Consider the following 16,132-nt stretch of genomic DNA (forward strand, 5'->3'; position numbering starts at 1 on the left):
AGAAAACGTGCCGCCCGGCCCCGGCAGGGCGCCTCCATGGCCGACGTCGCCCGCGTCGCCGGCGTCTCCTCCCAGACGGTCTCCCGGGTCTCCAACGGCTTCCCGGGCGTGACCGAGGAGACCCGCCGACAGGTCCTGGCCGCGATGCGGGAGCTGGGCTACCGGCCCAACAGCGCCGCACGGGCGCTCAAGCGCGGCGAGTTCCGCACCCTCGGCGTGATCACCTTCTCCCTCTCCAGCATGGGCAACATCCGCACCCTGGAGGCCATCGCCACCTCCGCCGCCCGCGAGGGCTACGCCGTCACGCTGCTGCCCGTCGCCGTGCCCACCCAGGACGAGGTGAACGGTGCCTTCTCCCGACTGGGCGAACTCGCCGTGGACGCCGTCATCGTCATCATGGAGATCCATCTGCTCGACGCGGCGACCGTCTCGCTGCCGCCCGGGGTCCAAGTCGTCGTGGCCGACTCGGACGCCGGCGACCGCTACACCGTGGTCGACACCGACCAGGTGGGCGGAGCACGGGACGCCGTACGGCATCTGCTGGACCTCGGCCACGACACGGTGTGGCACCTGGCCGGCCCGGAGGGCTCCTTCGCCGCCCAGCGCCGCGCGGGCGCGTGGCGCGACACCCTCACCGACGCGGGCCGCGTCCCACCGCCCCCGGTACGCGGCGACTGGTCGGCCGAATCCGGTTACCGGGCCGGTCTCCGGCTCGCCGGCGAACAGGACTGCACGGCGGTCTTCGCCGCCAACGACCAGATGGCCCTCGGCCTGCTGCGCGCCCTGCACGAGCGGGGCCGGAGGGTCCCCGACGACGTCAGCGTCGTCGGCTTCGACGACATCCCCGAGGCCGCGTCCTTCCTGCCTCCCCTCACCACCGTCCACCAGGACTTCGCCGAAGTGGGCCGGCTCTGCGTCGCGGGCGTCCTCAGCAAGATGCGGCACGCCGGAACGGAACACGGCACCACACTCGTCCCGCCCCGGCTCGTGGTCCGCCACAGCACGGCACCGCCGCCCCCTCGCGAGGACACCCGGGCCCGCCAGGCGTGAAGCTCAGTGGCCAAGGCCCTGGGGAGTGGCCCGCACCAGGCCCGACTGGTAGGCGATGACGACCAGTTGGGCGCGGTCGCGGGCGGCCAGTTTGGTCATCGCCCGGTGGATGTGGGTGCGGACGGTCAGCGGGCTCAGGGTGAGGTCCTCGGCGATCTCGGTGTTGGATCTGCCCTCCGCCGCCAGGGCCATCACCTCCCGTTCGCGGACCGTGAGGTCGGCCAGGCGTTCCGGGGGTGCGAGGAGGGTGCCGGGGGCGGGGGCCATGAGGAAGCGGGTGATGAGGGAGCGGGTGGCGTTCGGCGAGAGGAGCGCCTCGCCGGAGGCCACGGTGCGCAGGCCCGCCAGGAGGGTCTCGGCGGTGACGTCCTTGCCGAGGAAGCCGCTGGCACCGGCGCGCAGCGCCTGGGCGACGTAGTCCTCGGTCTCGAAGGTGGTCAGGATCAGGACGCGGGTGCCGGACAGCTCGGGGTCGGCGCAGATGGCGGAGGTGGCGGTGAGGCCGTCCGTGCCGGGCATACGGATGTCCATGAGGACGATGTCCGGGCGGTGGGCGCGGACCTGCTCCACCGCCTCCTTGCCGTCGGATGCCTCGCCGACCACCTCCATGTCCTCGCAGGAGTCGATCAGGATCCGGAACGTGGCGCGCAGCAGGGCCTGGTCGTCGGCGAGCAGCACCTTGATGCTCATGGGGTCCGTCCTTCTGCGAGGGGTGTGGGTTCCGCGGTTTCGGGGGCCGCCGACGCTGTCGCCGGTTGCAGCGGCAGCGCCGTGGTGACCTCGAAGCCGCCCTCCGGGAGTGGCCCCGCGCACAGTTCACCGCCGATGGTGTGGGCGCGTTCGCGCATGCCCATGAGGCCGAAGCCGCGCCGTTGCGCGGGGTCGGGGGCAGGAGTGGTCACGGGACCGTCGTTGGTGACCGTGATCAGCAGCCGCGAGTCGGCGTATTCGAGGCGTATGCGGGCGGCCTCCGTAGCGGCGTGCTTGGTGACGTTGGTCAGGGCCTCCTGCACGATCCGGTACGCGGTCAGGTCCACCCCGGGTGAGAGTGCCCGGGGCTCGCCTTCCGTGGTGACGGTGACGTCCAGGCCCGCCGACTCGCACGCCGAGATCAGTTCCGGCAGACGGGAGAGGCCGGGGGACGGCTCCAGCGGTACGGAGTCGGGGTCGTCGTTCTGTCGCAGCAGCCCCAGCGTGGCCTTCAGCTCCCGCAACGCGGAGGAAGTCGTGCCGGTCAGGTCGGTGAGGATCTTCTTGGTCTGCTCGGGACTGGTGAGGACGAGGTGCGCCGCCGTACCGGCCTGGGCGTTGGCCAGGGCCAGGTGGTGGGCCACGACGTCGTGCAGCTCCCGGGCGATGCGCATGCGTTCCTCGGTGACGCGCAGGCGTGCCTCCTCCTCCCGGGTGCGCTCGGCGTGCTCGGCGCGGGCCTGCACCGCGGTGAGGTAGGCGCGCCGCAGCCGGGTCATGTTGCCGGCGGCGACGGGCAGCAACAGCCAGAAGAACGGGCCGATCGTCCTGAGCAGCAGCGAGAGCTGGTCCATGGAGTCGGAGATCACGGCCGCCGGCATCAGCGCCGCGATGGTGGCGAGGCTGTAGGTGCGGACGGTCTTCCGGTCGGTCTGCGTGCCCAGCCAGTACAGGGCGGCCATGATCGGGGCCAGCAGCAGGGGCGTGAGCAGGTAGCCCAGGGCGATCACGGCCACCGTGCAGGCGGCGGTCACGGTGACGGCGGTGCGCGGATGCGTGCGGTGCTTCAGCAGGGCGAGGCAGGACACGCCCATGAGGGCGACGGCGGTCCCGTCCTGGTCGGGCGGGTCGGCGCCGGGCAGGGTGAGGGAACTGCCGAGGGCCGCACACCCCATCAGGGCCATGACGACCACCAGATCGACGAGGAAGACGTGACGTTCGCTGAATTGCTCGACGCGATCCGCGTAGCGCCGCTCCAGGCTGATACTCATCGGGATCTCCGGTCGGTGGGCTGGGACCATCGTGGTCGACTTCGGGGGGAAACACCCCTGGGGCCGTCCGTGTGCTTCGCCACGGACGGCCCCGGTGGGGGGAGGGTGGGCAGGTGCGTCTCAGGCCCGTCAGGTGCGCGCCGGCTCCAGGTCGGTCGCGTCGGCCGGGGTCTCCTGCGTCTCCGGCCGGCGGCTGAGCGCCTCGCCCTCCACGTCGACGTGCGGCAGGATCCGGTCCAGCCACTTCGGCAGCCACCAGGCCTTGTCGCCGAGCAGGGCGAGCACGGCGGGCACGATCGCCATCCGTACGACGAAGGCGTCGAACAGGACGGCGGAGGCCAGGCCGAAGCCGATCATCTTGATCATGGACTCGCTCTCGCCGATGAACCCGGCGAAGACCGCGATCATGATCAACGCGGCGGCCACGACGACCCGCGCGCTGTGCCGGAACCCGCTGGTGACCGCCTGGGCGGGCGAGTCCCCGTGGACGTACGCCTCCCGCATCCGCGACACGAGGAACACCTCGTAGTCCATGGCGAGGCCGAAGACGATGCCCACCAGGAAGATCGGCATCAGGCTCATGATCGGGCCGGTCTGTTCCACTCCGAAGATCTCGGCGCCGTGGCCCTGCTGGAAGACCACGACGACCACGCCGAGGGACGCCAGCACCGACAGCAGGAAGCCGAGAGCCGCCTTCAGCGGGACGAGCAGGGACCGGAAGACCACCAGCAGCAGGACGATCGCCAGACCGACCACCACGATCAGGTACGGCACCAGCGCGGCCTGGACCTTCTCGGAGATGTCGATGTTCAGCGCGGTCGTGCCGGTGACCTCGAAGGTCGCCCCGGTCTCGGACTCGAGCCCGGGACGCTCGTCCCGGATGGTCGTCACCAGGTCCTTGGTCTTCTCGTCGGTCGGCGCGGTGGACGGCACGGCCGAGAAGACCGCGGTGTCGCCGGCGTCGTTGAAGCGGGCCGGGGAGACCGACACGACGCCCTTCGTGCCGCCGATCTCCTTCGCGATGGTGGTGGCGGCGGCCTTCGCGTCGTCGGCGCCCTTGGCGTCCACGACGATGGTCAGCGGCCCGTTGAAGCCCGGCCCGAAGCCCTCGGCGAGCGCGTCGTAGGCCCGGCGCTCGGTGGTGGAGGTCGACTTGGCCTCGTCCCCGGGCATGCCCAGTTGCAGGTCCGTCATCGGCAGGGCGAGGGCGCCCAGGCCCAGCACCCCGAGGAGCAGGACGGGTACGGGGCGGCGCAGCACGATCCGGGCCCAGCGGGTGCCCCCGTTGGTCTCGGCGCTCTCCTGGACCTTGCCGCTCTTGCGGTCGCGCCGCTTGAGCACGGCGTTCGGCCAGAGGCCGAGCAGCGCCGGGACGAGGGTCAGCGCGACCAGTACGGCGACGACGACCGCGCCCGCCGCGGCCAGGCCCATCTTGGTGAGCATCGGGATGCCGACCACCGCGAGGCCGGCCAGCGCGATGACGACGGTGAGCCCGGCGAAGACGACCGCCGAACCGGCGGTGCCGACCGCCATGCCGGTCGCCTCCTGGGGCGTACGGCCCTTGGCGCGTTCCTCGCGGTAGCGGGAGACGACGAACAGGGCGTAGTCGATGCCGACGGCGAGGCCCAGCATCATCGCGAGGGTGCCGGTCGTCGTGGACAGGCCGAGGGCGTCGGACAGCGCCATGATCGTGGCCATGCTGACGCCGATGCCGACGAGGGCGGTCAGCAGGGGCAGCCCGGCGGCGGCCAGCGAACCGAAGGTGACCAGCAGCACGACCGCGGCCACGGCGATACCGATCACCTCGGCGATCCCGCCCGCGCCGCCGCCGTCGTCCATCGCGCTGCCACCGGCCTCGACGGTCAGCCCGGAGCCCTCGGCGTCGTGGAGCGCCTTCTCCAGCTGCGCCTTGCTGGCGTCGGTGAGCTCGGTGGCCTTGACCTTGTAGGTGACGGTCGCGTACGCCGTCGAGCCGTCCTTGCTGACCGCCTTCGCCTGGAAGGGGTCGACGGCGGTCGCCACCTGGGTGCCCTCGCCCAGCCCGGTCACGGCCTTCTCGATGGCCTGCTTGTTCTCGGTGGCGGTCACCTTCTCACCGCTCGGGGCGATGAATACCACCCGGGCGGTCGCGCCGTCGGCGGTGGCGCCGGGGAAGCGCTGCTCCATCAGGTCGAACGCCTTCTGGGACTCGATGCCGGGCATCGAGAACTCCTCGTCCGCGGCTCCCGGCGCCTTGAGGGCGCCGAATCCGATGGCGGCCAGGACGGCTGCCCAGACCAGGGCGACGTACCAGCGTCGCCGGAAGGCCAGACGGCCCACTCGATACAGGAAAGTAGCCACGGCAGGAGGTCTCCACATCTGGGTGTCGATCGTCAGCCCAGGTTGTCCGGGACGGGGCTGTCCTGTCGTCGTGCGCCTGCCGACAATCCCCACTACTCAGAACGCAGTACGGACCGGCCGAGGAGTCCACCGTGGGTACCGGTGGGGATTCCCCCCGCCTCGGCGTCCACCGACCGGTGGACCCCAGGTTCAACCGAGCACCTCTGTCCGCCAACAGGCCTGTTCAACAAGGCTTTTGGGCATGAACTCATTCTCTGTGCGCATGGCGCGCTGGAGCGCCCGGCACCCCTGGCGGGCCATCGTCGGCTGGCTGGTGTTCGTGGCGCTGTGCCTGGGGGCCGGCAGCGCGGTCGGTACGAACAGCGCGAGGACGGCGGACTACCGGGTCGGTGAGGCGGGCCGCGCCGAGACGCTGGCCGCCGAGGCGGGACTGGAACGCAGGGCCACCGAGCAGGTGCTGATCTCCGCCAGGTCGGGCGCTCTGGACCAGGGTGCCGCGCGGGCCGCCGCGAAGGATCTGACCGCGCGGATGAAGCGGCTGCCCGAGGTCGCGAGCGTGGCCGCCCCGTTGCTCTCCGACGACCGCGCGATCCTCATGGTCGAGGTGGCGCTGAAGGGCGAGGAGCGGGACGCGAAGGACAAGGTCGCCGCGGTCACCGAGCAGACCTCAGCGGTGCAGCGCAGCCACCCCGGCCTGCTGCTCCAGGAAACCGGGAGCCCCTCCATCAGCAAGGGAGTCGACCAGCAGCGCGCCGACGACCTGGCGCTCTCCGAGGCGATCACGCTGCCGGTCACGCTGATCACCCTGCTGATCGTGTTCGGGTCGGTCACCATGGCCGGGGTGCCGCTGCTGCTGGCGCTGTCGTCGATCGCGGCGGCGATCGGGCTCGCCATGGTCGCCTCGCACCTCTCCCCCGACGCCGGGGTCGGCACGAACGTCATCCTGATGATCGGCCTCGCGGTCGGCGTGGACTACACGCTGTTCTACCTCAAGCGCGAGCGTGAGGAGCGGGCCCGCTCGGGCGGCCGGCTCGGCTCCGAGGCACTGGTGGAGCTGGCGGCCGCGACCTCGGGGCGGGCGGTCGTGGTCTCCGGGCTCGCTGTGGTCGCCTCCACGGCGACGCTGTATCTGGCCTCCGACGTGATCTTCTCCTCGCTCGCGACCGGCACCATCGTGGTCGTCCTGGTCGCGGTGGCCAGTTCGCTCACGGCGCTGCCCGCGCTCCTCGTCAAGCTGGGGCAGCGGTCGGAGCGCCGGGAACGACGGCGGGCGGAGCGCGGGAAGCCCGTACGCCGGGTGCGCGGCGAGGGCGGCGGCCGGCTGTGGGCCGCGCTGCTGCGGCCCGCCGCCCGGCACCCCCTGGCCACCCTGTGCGTCTCGGTCCTCGGTCTGCTCGCGCTCGCCGCACCGCTCGCCGGGCTGAAGATCACGGAGATGAGCCGGGACACCCACTCCCGCGACATCCCCGCGATGCGGGTGTACGACCGGCTCAACGAGGCGTTCCCCGAGCAGCGGGTGACCCACCAGGTCGTCGTACGCGCCGACGCCTCGCGCGCCCCGGAGGTCGCCGCGGCCCTGCGCGAGGTGGCCCGGCTCGCCGACACCGACAAGCTGTTCACCGGCGCCTCGCGGACCCGGACGTCGGCCGACCACCGGACCAGCGTCCTCGAGCTCAAGGTGCCGTACCTCGGCAACTCCGAGCAGGCGTACGACTCCCTCGACCACCTGCGGGACGACTACCTGCCCGCCACCGTGGGCCGCGTCGACGGCGCGGAGTTCGGGGTGAGCGGTGACGTCGCCCGCTACGCCGACTATCCCGCCCACCAGAACGGCAAACTCCCGCTGGTCCTCGGTGCGTTGCTCCTGGTGACCTTCGGGATGACCGTGTACGCCTTCCGGTCGGTCGTCCTCGGTCTGCTCGGTGTCGGGCTGAACCTGCTGTCCGCGGCGGCCGCGCTCGGGCTGCTCGTCCTGGTCTTCCAGGGGACCTGGGCCGAGGGGCTGCTGGACTTCCGCTCCACGGGGTCGATCGGCTCCCGCGTGCCGCTGTTCCTGTTCGTCATCCTCTTCGGGCTCTCCATGGACTACCAGGTGTTCGTGGTGAGCCGGATCAGGGAGGCCGTGCTCGCGGGTGTGCCGACACGGCAGGCGGTGCTCGACGGGCTCCGCTCCTCGGCGAGCGTGGTGACCAGTGCCGCGGCCGTGATGACGACCGTGTTCGTCAGCTTCGTCTTCCTGCACATCATCGAGATGAAGCAGATCGGCTTCGTCCTGGCGGCCGCCGTGCTGATCGACGCGTTCGTCGTACGGGTCCTGGTCCTGCCGTCGGTGATGCTGCTGCTGGGCGAGGCGAGTTGGTGGCCCTCGCGCGGGGCGCGGCAGGCGGCGGGCGAGCCCGGGGAAAGGGCGCGTGGGCGCTCGGCGGTCGACGTACGTTGATCGGTATGACCGCTCTCGCCGGGCCCACCGCCGACGCCTTCTGGGCCACGTCACTGCGCCGCTGGAACGCGGTGTGCTGGGTGCTGTTCCCCGTGCTGGCCGTCGGGCTCGCCGCCATCGACCGGCCCGGCGTGAGCAAGTACGTCGCGCTGGCGCTGCTGGGCAGCGTGATGCTGTGTTACGCGGTCCTCGACCGCTTCCCGGGCAACCCCGTCGTACGACCGCACGTGTACCTGTCGGTGCTGGTGGTCGCGCTGGGCGGGCTGGCGTACCTGCGCGGCAACTACGCGGCGCTGTTCATGGTGACGCTGCCGCACTACTGGATGTTCGGGCGTACTCCTCGGGCCTCGATGAGCTTTCTGGGGCTCGCCACGGCCGGCACGCTGATCGGGACCGTCCTGCGGCAGGACGGCTGGTCGGTGGCGTTCTTCAGCGAGACGCTCGTGTCCACGCTGATCGTCGTCGCCGTGGGGGTCCTCATCGGCCTGTGGGCACACTCGGTGGTCGAGCAGAGCACCGAACGGGCCCGGCTCATCGACGAGTTGGAGCGGACCCAGGCCCAGCTGTCCGAGGCGCACCAGCGTCAGGGGGCGGCGGACGAACGGGAGCGGATGGCGCGGGAGATCCACGACACCCTCGCGCAGGGCTTCGCCTCGATCATCGTGCTCGCGGAGGCGGCCCGCGCCGGACTCGACTCCGACACCGCGCGCAGTGTCCAGCAGCTGCGGTCGATCGAGTCGACGGCACGGGAAAACCTGGCGGAGGCACGGGAGTTGGTCGGCTCGGTACAAGGCCCCGGCCAGGTGGCCGCCGGTTCGGTGGCACAGACCCTGCGCCGGACCCTGGACCGCTTCGCGGAGGACACCGGACTCACCGTCGACGCCGACCTGCGGGACCTGGAGTGCGACCAGCAGACCCGGATCGCGCTGCTGCGCTGCACCCAGGAGTCCCTGGCCAACGTACGCAAGCACGCGCGCGCCTCCACGGTGGGCGTGGTCCTGGCCCGGCAGGCCTACGGAGTGGAACTGGAGATCACCGACGACGGGACCGGGTTCGTGGTGGAGGAGTCGGCGGGCTTCGGCCTGCAGGGCATGCGCAAACGGCTGGCGGAGCTGGGCGGGAGACTGACGGTGACGAGTTCGGTGGGGGACGGGACGCGGGTGCTGGCGCTGATACCGCTGCCGGCCGGAGAGAGCGGGGTCTCGGCATGAGCGACGGACAGCTCCGCATCATCGTCGTGGACGACCACACCGTCATGCGGGCCGGAGTGGTGGCCCTGCTCGCCTCCGACCCCCGCATCGAGATCGTCGGCGAGGCGGGCGACGGGCGCGCGGCCCTCGGCCTCGTCGAGCGGTACGAGCCCGATGTCGCCCTGGTCGACCTGCGGATGCCGGTGCTCGACGGTGTGGCCACGACGACCGAGATCGTGGCGCGCTTTCCCCGTACCCGGGTGCTGATCCTCACGACGTACGACACGGACGCGGAGATCGAGCGCGGAGTGGAGGCCGGGGCCATCGGCTACCTCCTGAAGGACACCACCCGGGAGCAGCTGGTCGACGCGATCCACGCGGCGGCCCGCGGTGAGACGGTGCTGGCGCCCCGGGTGGCCGAGCGGCTGGTCGCCCGGATGCGGCAGCCCGCCCAGATCCCGCTCACCGCCCGCGAGGCGGACGTCCTGAATGCGGTGGCCGACGGTCTGACCAACGCGGAGATCGGGCGGCGACTCGTCATCGCCGAGGCCACGGTGAAGACCCACCTGCTCCGCCTGTTCGCCAAGCTGGACGTCAACGACCGCACGAGGGCGGTGGTGGTGGCGATGGAGAGGGGGCTGCTCCGCAGAGGCGGGTGAACCCCCGGATCAGGGATCCGGGGGTTCACCGGTCAGGTCCGTCCTGGTGCCTTCACGCGTCCTACGCGTGCGGGTGGAGGACGACCTTGGTGTAGCCCTCGACTCGCTTGTCGAACTTCTCGTACGCCGACGGCGCCTGGTCGAGAGGCAGTTCGTGGGAGACGACGAAGCTGGGCTGCGCGCGTCCCTCGATGATCAGGTCACGCAGGTGCCGGTTGTAGCGCTTGACGTTGCACTGACCGGTGCCCAGGCGCAGGCCCTTTTCGAACAGGCGGCCGACGGAAACCATCAGCATGCCCTGCTTGGCGTGGTCGTCCGGTCCGCCCGGGTCACGCGGGACATACAGGCCCGGTATACCCAGAGCACCTGTCGGCCGGACCGTCTCGACCAGCGAGTTCAGTACGGTCGCAGGCTCCTCGCGCTCCTCGCCGCGCGCCATGGCCTGGTAGCCGACGGCGTCGATGCCCTTGTCCGTGCCCTCACCCGCGGTCTGCTCCTTGATCTGCTCCACCGGGTTGCCCTCGGTGAAGTTGACCGGGATGGCGCCGATCTCCTGGGCCTTCTGCAGCCGCTCGGTCACCCGGTCGACCACGAAGACCTTGCTCGCCCCGCGCACCATGGCCGAGTAGGCGGCCATCAGCCCGACCGGGCCACCGCCGTAGACGGCGACGCTGTCACCGGGGCGTACGTCGGCCAGCTCGTTGCCGTGGTAGCCGGTGGGGAAGATGTCCGCGAGGAGGACGAAGTCGGTCTCCTTCTCGGTGCCCTCGGGGAGCTTCAGGCAGTTGAAGTCCGCGTAGGGCACGCGTACGTACTCGGCCTGGCCACCCGTATAGGGGCCCATGGCGACATAGCCGTACGCGCCGCCGGCGAACCCCGGGTTCACGGTCAGACAGAAGCCCGTGAAGCCGGCCGTACAGTTCTTGCAGAAGCCGCAGGCCACATTGAAGGGCATGACGACCCGGTCGCCACGGCTGAGGGACGTCACCCCCTCGCCGGTCTCCTCGATGACGCCGAGGTTCTCGTGGCCGAAGACGATCCCCGGCTCGGCGGCGGTCCGGCCCTCGTACATGTGCAGGTCCGAGCCGCATATCGCGGTGGACGTGACGCGTACGATCACGTCGTTCGGGTGCTGGATCCGGGGATCCTCCACTTGCTCGATCGCTACTTCGAACGGTCCCTTGTACACGACGGCCCTCATCTTCGAGCACCTCCACTCAACGCACTCGCTCGATCACTGTTGGGAACGGTGCCTCCGGGGAGCTCTCCACTCCCTCGAGGAAGAAGCCTTGATCCGCGCAGCTCGTCCTGCCTTTTGTGTGTTCCCTCACTGTCCAGACTGGTCCACGATGCGATGATTTGCATCTAGGGAATGCAAACTTCCATTTGTGTACGACTTACGTGCGACTGCGTGCGACCTCTCGTGCGACGCAGAAAGGATCAAGAACCGTGACACGACGTCTCGGCGTGCTGCTCGTCCCGGTCTCCGGGCTGTCCGGCACCAGCTATCCGGTGGGGACCCAGGTGGCCATCCGGGGTACCGGAGCATCGGTCGACGGCTTCGTCGACGGCGACTGGCTGCCGCTCGCATGGTGGGAGTTCGCGGACACCCAGCAGGACGACACGCCCCAGATCTGAGCCCGCTGTCCGAGCCCGCTGTCCGAGCCCGCTGTCTGAGCCCGCCCGGACGTCAGGGCCCGTTCTCCTGGCACCTCGGGCACCACACCGTGCCCCGGCCCCCCACCCGGGACCGGCGCAGGTGGGCGCCGCAGCGCGGGCAGGCCGGGTCGGGATCGTCGCGGTGCCATGGGGCTCGTACGCGTCACCGGGTCCGGAGCACACCAGTCGGCCCCCGGTCATGCCGAAGTGCAGCACGAGGGTGGGGCCGCCGGTGCGGGCGAGCAGCCACTTCCCGCGCCGCTCCGGCTCAGTGAAACGCCGGCCCTCCAGGGCCTCGCGCAGCCGCCGCGCACTCACCCCGTGCAGCACACCGGCGTCCCGCACCTCGACGCGCCGGATGACCCGGCCCCGCGCACAGACACGAGCACCTTCCGGAACCGCTCCTGCGGACTGAGCAGAAGTGAGTCTGCTCAGTCGCACGCCCCGAACGGTCTTGGGCGTACTGGTCCCCGGCGTACTCGACCCCGGGGCAGCGACACGGATCCTGCCCGTGGTCCGATCCCGGGAGGCCGGCTCCCTCACGACCTGGCCAGATGGGTACGGCCAGAGGCGACGGGGATGCCCCGAACCATCACTCCGGTGGAGCGGGGGCCCCGCATGCTGGCGCCGTACCCGGCGTCCCAGATCGCACGATCACCGTAGCCCGAACGGCCCAGGACGCCGCAAGCCCGGAAGCCGACCATCACACGATCGAGTCAAACCGAGCTTGTGCACCCTCCCCGGCGAGCAGTCGGCAACCCCTCGACATCCGGCAGCTCAGGCATGCGGTACGCCCTCTCACCCACACCCCCTCTTCCCATGGTGACGCAGAACACACTCGCGCGCCGATCACTTGGCCGCCGCCCGTCGGTCCTACACGCGAGAACACAGCAACCGACGGGAGACCACCGACATGACCGCCACCGTGAAGGGCCCTGCGAGCTACTTCCCCTCCATCGAGAAGAAGTACGGCCGTCCGATCGCGGAGTGGAAGGAACTCATCCGCAGCTCACCCCTGACCAAGCACATGGAACTCGTGAACTGGCTGAAGTCGGAACACGGGCTCGGACACGGCCACGCCAACGCCCTCGTCGCGCACACGCTGGCCGAGGACGTCAGGTGACGAAGTCGTGGTCGCGGGTCTCCGGGAGGGCCAGCAGGCACAGGAGGCTGAGGAGGCAGAGGCCGCCCGTGTAGAAGCCGAGGACCAGCGGGGACTCCCAGTGGCTGTTGAGCCAGGTGGCGACCAGGGGGGCGAAGCCGCCGCCGACGGTGTTGGCGAGGATGAAGGCCGCGGAGGCGCCGGTGTAGCGCAGCCGGGCCGGGAAGAGTTCGGGGAGGAAGGCCGCCACCGGGGAGAACATCAGCGCGAGCAGCACGAGCCCGACCGTGTAGGCGCCGGTGATCACCCAGATGTCGTGTGAGCTCAGCGAGGCGTACATCGGCACCGCCCAGACCACACAGCCGACGGCCCCCGTCAGCATCACCGGGCGGCGCCCGATCCGGTCGGCGAGCCTGCCGACCGGGAGGGTGACGGCGATCCCGGCCGCCGCACCGACGCTCGCGGCGGTCAGCATGGTGTTCTGCGGGATGCCGAGTTCCTTCGGCCCGTACGACAGGCTGTAGACGATGGTCAGGTAGTAGATCGCCGAGCCGCCCATCGCCGCGCCGATGCCGAGCAGCAGCCGTCCGGGGTGGCGGGTGAGGAGCGCGCCGAGCGGGAAGCGGGGGACGGACGCCGGCGGTTTCGCCGCCCCCGCCGACCCCGCCGTGTCGCCGGTCGCCGACGTGAACACCGGGGACTCGGAGACCGTCGAACGCACCCACAGGCCGACGGCGACCAGCACCGCGCTGAGCAGGAACGGAATGCGCCAGGCCCAGTCCGTGAAGGCGTCCCGGCCCGCGAGGTTCAGGGTGGGCAGGATGACCGCGCTGGACAGCAGGAAGCCGAGCGAGGGGCCCGCCTGCGGGATGGACGCGAACAGCGCGCGGCGCCCGGGCGGCGCGTGCTCCGCGGCGAGCAGCACCGCCCCGCCCCACTCGCCGCCCATGCTCACGCCCTGCAGCAGACGGAGCGTCACCAGCAGGACGGGCGCGAGGAGTCCGGCGGTCTCGTACGTCGGCAGCAGTCCCACACCGACCGTCGCCACACCCATCAGCAGGAGCGAGACGACCAGTGCCCGGCGCCGGCCGAGGCGGTCGCCGATCGTGCCGAACAGGGCGACACCCAGGGGGCGGGAGAGGAAGGCCGCGGCGAACGTGAGGAACGCGGCCAGGGAGGAGACGGTGGCGTTGCCGGAGGGGAAGAAGGCGGGTCCGAGGACCAGCGCGCTGGCGGTGCCGTACACCGCGAAGTCGTAGTACTCGATCGTCGTGCCGACCAGGCTCGCGACGGCGATCCGCGAGGCCGTCGGCGGCGATGGTGGCGAGGTGGCCGGTTTGGGGCCGACGACCTCAAAAGCGGTTTTGAACGGTAATTCGGGCATGGGGACTCACTTCCCGTACAGGGTGGGGAGGGGAGCGGTCGCGTCAGCCTAAGCGTCGAAATTCAATTTCGACAAGGAACCTTCAGGAGGCAACCGCGCGAAGAATAGCCGCCTATTTACTCTCAGTAACAAGCGCAGTCAACCCGGCCCCGCCTGTCGAATCGCTGTCAATATTCATACCGGCCCCCGCATAAAAATTTGGTGATGGTGACGCCTTGCCAACGGCCGATCACGCACGAAAGGCTGAAGCGGAACTGAACTTGAAAGTTCTACGAACATCGTTTTTCGGACATGGCGACAGCGACAGGAAAGGCGCATAACCCATGCTGAAAACCGGCAAGCTATTACGCTTGAGAAGACTTTCACCGGCGGGTGACGACCGGTATCTGCTCGTCCCGCTCGACCACAGCGTTTCCGACGGCCCGATCGTCCCCGCCGACAAGTGGGACGACCTGTTGCGCGCCCTGGTGACCGGCGGAGCCGACGGGATCATCGTCCACAAGGGCCGCGCCGGTGCCTTCACACCGGACATCCTGGGGAGCTGCGCGCTGGTGGTGCACCTGAGCGCCAGCACCGCCCGCGCCGGTGACGTGCACGCCAAGGTGCTGGTCGCCGATGTCGAGGAGGCACTGCGGCTCGGTGCGGACGCGGTCAGCGTCCACGTGAACATCGGCTCGGACACCGAGGCCCAGCAGCTCGCCGACCTGGGGGCGGTGGCCCGCTCCTGCGACGCGTGGGGCATGCCGCTGATCGCCATGGTCTACCCCCGCGGCCCCCGCATCGAGGACCCGCGCGACCCCGACCTCCTCGCCCATCTGACCAACGTGGCCGCCGACCTGGGCGCGGACATGGTGAAGACCTCCGTCGCGCTGCCGCTGGACCGCATGGCCGAGGTGGTGGCCAACAGCCCCATCCCCGTCCTCGCGGCGGGCGGCCCGCCGGACGACTCCGACCTCGTGGAGTACGCCACCGCGGTCATGGCCACCGGCTGCCGTGGACTGGCCATCGGCCGCCGGATCTTCTCGTCCCCCTCCCCCGGCCCGCTGGTGTCCCGGCTCGCCGGGGTCGTGCACGGCGGCGACGGGACCTTGGGTGACATGGGCATGACCGCCGATACAGCCGGCACGACCAGCACGACCAGCCCCACCAGCCAGACCCCCAACTACTCGACGATCGTGGCAGGTGTCGCATGAGGTTCGCGTGGATCGATCTCCGGGACGTCCCCAAGGCGCAGCTCCAGGCGGTGGTGGACGCGGCCGTGCACACCCGGATGGCCGGAGTGCTCTCCGCCGACCCGGAGCTGCTCGGGACGCTGCCTCCGACCGTCACCCGGGTCCTGGCCGCCGAGGGCCGGGCGACGGCCACCGCCGCCCCCTCGAAGAAGTCTGCCGAGAAGGAGGCGAAGGACCCGGGTGCCGCGAAGGACACCGGCACCGGAGTCGACCTCCAGCTGCGGAGGTTCGCCACCCAGCAGGAGCTGGACACCCTCGCCGTGGCCCAGCGTGTCGCCGGCTTCGTCGACGTACGGGACGACCGCACCCTCCAGCTGTCCTGCGCGGGCGCGATGGCACTGCCGTACACCGTCATCCACTTCGCCGACCCGACCAAGATCCCGCTGGAGATCGTGCTCGCCGCGGCCGAGTCCGCCGAGGGCAAGCTGGTGACGGTCGTCGGCGATCTGGAGGAGGCCGCGATCGTCTTCGACGTCCTCGAACGCGGCTCGGACGGCATCCTGTTCACGCCCCGCAGCGCCGACGAGGTGTTCGCGCTGGCCCGGCTGCTGGAGGCCACCACACCCCAGCTGAAGCTGTCCACGCTGACCGTGGAGAGCATCAAGCACGTCGGACTCGGCGACCGGGTCTGCGTGGACACCTGCTCCCACTTCGAGGAGGACGAGGGCATCCTCGTCGGCTCCTACTCCTCCGGGTTCGTGCTGTGCTGCAGCGAGACCCACCCGCTGCCGTACATGCCGACCAGGCCGTTCCGGGTCAACGCCGGCGCCCTGCACTCGTACACGCTCGGACCCGACAACCGCACCAACTACCTCAGCGAGGTGGGCTCCGGCAGCGCCCTGCTCGCGGTCGGCGCCGACGGACGCACCCGGCGGGTGGTGGTGGGCCGCGCCAAGCTGGAGTCCCGGCCGCTCCTCGAGATCCGCACCCACGCCGAGGACGGCCGGCTGGTCAGTCTGACCGTGCAGGACGACTGGCACGTACGGGTGCTGGGCCCTGGCGGCAAGGTCCTCAACGTCACCGAACTCCAGACGGGTGACGAGCTGCTCGGCTACCTGGCGACGGACAAGCGCCATGTCGGCCTGCCCATCGGCGAGTTCTGCAAGGAGGTCTGA

14 protein-coding genes and 1 pseudogene are annotated in these 16,132 nt (G+C 70.7%); 8 read left to right on the forward strand and 7 right to left on the reverse strand.

The genetic code is table 11. From position 1 onward, the window contains the following. Positions 1-36 precede the first annotated feature (36 nt). Positions 37-1,050: a LacI family DNA-binding transcriptional regulator gene (locus ACGFNV_RS24285; protein WP_393625190.1), complete on the forward strand. Its 1,014-nt coding sequence runs from the start codon at positions 37-39 to the stop codon at positions 1,048-1,050. Between the two features lie 3 nt (positions 1,051-1,053). Here the strand turns inward: ACGFNV_RS24285 and ACGFNV_RS24290 are convergent, their stop codons facing one another. The 3 genes from ACGFNV_RS24290 to ACGFNV_RS24300 form a co-directional block, all read right to left on the reverse strand. Then, complete coding sequence (locus ACGFNV_RS24290) at positions 1,054-1,740, reverse strand: response regulator (RefSeq protein ID WP_393625074.1); 687 nt, start codon at positions 1,738-1,740, stop codon at positions 1,054-1,056. Continuing rightward, entirely contained in the window at positions 1,737-3,011 is a 1,275-nt protein-coding gene (locus tag ACGFNV_RS24295; protein ID WP_393625075.1) for a sensor histidine kinase, read from the reverse strand. Before ACGFNV_RS24295 ends, ACGFNV_RS24290 begins: the two co-directional genes overlap by 4 nt. A 129-nt stretch (positions 3,012-3,140) precedes the next feature. Further along, a complete protein-coding gene (locus ACGFNV_RS24300; RefSeq protein ID WP_393625076.1) occupies positions 3,141-5,351 on the reverse strand; it encodes an MMPL family transporter in 2,211 nt (736 codons plus the stop codon). A 241-nt stretch (positions 5,352-5,592) separates the two neighbouring features. On the opposite strand from ACGFNV_RS24300, the gene ACGFNV_RS24305 reads away from it, so the two are divergent. From ACGFNV_RS24305 to ACGFNV_RS24315, 3 genes are read left to right on the forward strand one after another with little or no spacing between them, the layout of a single operon-like run. Beyond that, positions 5,593-7,791: an MMPL family transporter gene (locus tag ACGFNV_RS24305; protein ID WP_393625077.1), complete on the forward strand. Its 2,199-nt coding sequence runs from the start codon at positions 5,593-5,595 to the stop codon at positions 7,789-7,791. Positions 7,792-7,796: 5 nt separating this feature from the next. After that, positions 7,797-9,002 carry a sensor histidine kinase gene (locus ACGFNV_RS24310; RefSeq protein ID WP_393625078.1) on the forward strand — a complete coding sequence of 402 codons (1,206 nt, stop codon included), beginning with the start codon at positions 7,797-7,799 and terminating at the stop codon, positions 9,000-9,002. Continuing rightward, positions 8,999-9,640: a response regulator gene (locus tag ACGFNV_RS24315; protein WP_393625079.1), complete on the forward strand. Its 642-nt coding sequence runs from the start codon at positions 8,999-9,001 to the stop codon at positions 9,638-9,640. Before ACGFNV_RS24310 ends, ACGFNV_RS24315 begins: the two co-directional genes overlap by 4 nt. A gap of 61 nt (positions 9,641-9,701) precedes the next feature. Here ACGFNV_RS24315 and ACGFNV_RS24320 read toward each other — a convergent pair whose 3' ends face one another. Continuing rightward, positions 9,702-10,841 (reverse strand): glutathione-independent formaldehyde dehydrogenase, encoded by a 1,140-nt coding sequence (locus tag ACGFNV_RS24320; RefSeq protein ID WP_393625080.1) that lies wholly within the window; start codon positions 10,839-10,841, stop codon positions 9,702-9,704. Between the two features lie 248 nt (positions 10,842-11,089). On the opposite strand from ACGFNV_RS24320, the gene ACGFNV_RS24325 reads away from it, so the two are divergent. Beyond that, positions 11,090-11,278 (forward strand): hypothetical protein, encoded by a 189-nt coding sequence (locus ACGFNV_RS24325; protein WP_393625081.1) that lies wholly within the window; start codon positions 11,090-11,092, stop codon positions 11,276-11,278. A gap of 52 nt (positions 11,279-11,330) precedes the next feature. On the opposite strand, the gene ACGFNV_RS24330 is transcribed toward ACGFNV_RS24325, so the two are convergent. Further along, complete coding sequence (locus tag ACGFNV_RS24330; RefSeq protein ID WP_393625191.1) at positions 11,331-11,384, reverse strand: zinc finger domain-containing protein; 54 nt, start codon at positions 11,382-11,384, stop codon at positions 11,331-11,333. A 143-nt stretch (positions 11,385-11,527) separates the two neighbouring features. Further along, positions 11,528-11,842: pseudogene (locus ACGFNV_RS24335) on the reverse strand (DNA-formamidopyrimidine glycosylase family protein); the annotation flags it as partial. 370 nt (positions 11,843-12,212) lie between these two features. Between ACGFNV_RS24335 and ACGFNV_RS24340 the strand changes: the two are divergent. Beyond that, positions 12,213-12,422 carry a DUF4287 domain-containing protein gene (locus ACGFNV_RS24340; protein WP_393625082.1) on the forward strand — a complete coding sequence of 70 codons (210 nt, stop codon included), beginning with the start codon at positions 12,213-12,215 and terminating at the stop codon, positions 12,420-12,422. On the opposite strand, the gene ACGFNV_RS24345 is transcribed toward ACGFNV_RS24340, so the two are convergent. After that, on the reverse strand, positions 12,415-13,785 hold the full coding sequence (locus ACGFNV_RS24345) for an MFS transporter (RefSeq protein ID WP_393625083.1): 1,371 nt from the start codon (positions 13,783-13,785) through the stop codon (positions 12,415-12,417). The genes ACGFNV_RS24340 and ACGFNV_RS24345 overlap by 8 nt on opposite strands. A gap of 323 nt (positions 13,786-14,108) precedes the next feature. On the opposite strand from ACGFNV_RS24345, the gene ACGFNV_RS24350 reads away from it, so the two are divergent. Next, positions 14,109-14,978, forward strand: coding sequence for a 2-amino-3,7-dideoxy-D-threo-hept-6-ulosonate synthase (locus ACGFNV_RS24350; protein ID WP_393625084.1), 870 nt, complete (start codon positions 14,109-14,111; stop codon positions 14,976-14,978). After that, on the forward strand, positions 14,975-16,132 hold the full coding sequence (locus ACGFNV_RS24355; RefSeq protein ID WP_393625085.1) for a 3-dehydroquinate synthase II family protein: 1,158 nt from the start codon (positions 14,975-14,977) through the stop codon (positions 16,130-16,132). Before ACGFNV_RS24350 ends, ACGFNV_RS24355 begins: the two co-directional genes overlap by 4 nt.

Source organism: Streptomyces sp. NPDC048751, assembly GCF_043198595.1.
Lineage (GTDB): Bacteria > Actinomycetota > Actinomycetes > Streptomycetales > Streptomycetaceae > Streptomyces.

Bases quoted from the DNA above. Each gene is read 5' to 3' on its own strand.
- ACGFNV_RS24340 (WP_393625082.1), top strand. From the start codon at position 12,213: ATGACCGCCACCGTGAAGGGCCCTGCGAGCTACTTCCCCTCCATCGAG.
- ACGFNV_RS24350 (WP_393625084.1), top strand. From the start codon at position 14,109: ATGCTGAAAACCGGCAAGCTATTACGCTTGAGAAGACTTTCACCGGCG.
- ACGFNV_RS24345 (WP_393625083.1), bottom strand. From the start codon at position 13,785: ATGCCCGAATTACCGTTCAAAACCGCTTTTGAGGTCGTCGGCCCCAAA.
- ACGFNV_RS24295 (WP_393625075.1), bottom strand. From the start codon at position 3,011: ATGAGTATCAGCCTGGAGCGGCGCTACGCGGATCGCGTCGAGCAATTC.
- ACGFNV_RS24310 (WP_393625078.1), top strand. From the start codon at position 7,797: ATGACCGCTCTCGCCGGGCCCACCGCCGACGCCTTCTGGGCCACGTCA.
- ACGFNV_RS24315 (WP_393625079.1), top strand. From the start codon at position 8,999: ATGAGCGACGGACAGCTCCGCATCATCGTCGTGGACGACCACACCGTC.
- ACGFNV_RS24290 (WP_393625074.1), bottom strand. From the start codon at position 1,740: ATGAGCATCAAGGTGCTGCTCGCCGACGACCAGGCCCTGCTGCGCGCC.
- ACGFNV_RS24285 (WP_393625190.1), top strand. From the start codon at position 37: ATGGCCGACGTCGCCCGCGTCGCCGGCGTCTCCTCCCAGACGGTCTCC.
- ACGFNV_RS24320 (WP_393625080.1), bottom strand. From the start codon at position 10,841: ATGAGGGCCGTCGTGTACAAGGGACCGTTCGAAGTAGCGATCGAGCAA.
- ACGFNV_RS24355 (WP_393625085.1), top strand. From the start codon at position 14,975: ATGAGGTTCGCGTGGATCGATCTCCGGGACGTCCCCAAGGCGCAGCTC.
- ACGFNV_RS24305 (WP_393625077.1), top strand. From the start codon at position 5,593: ATGAACTCATTCTCTGTGCGCATGGCGCGCTGGAGCGCCCGGCACCCC.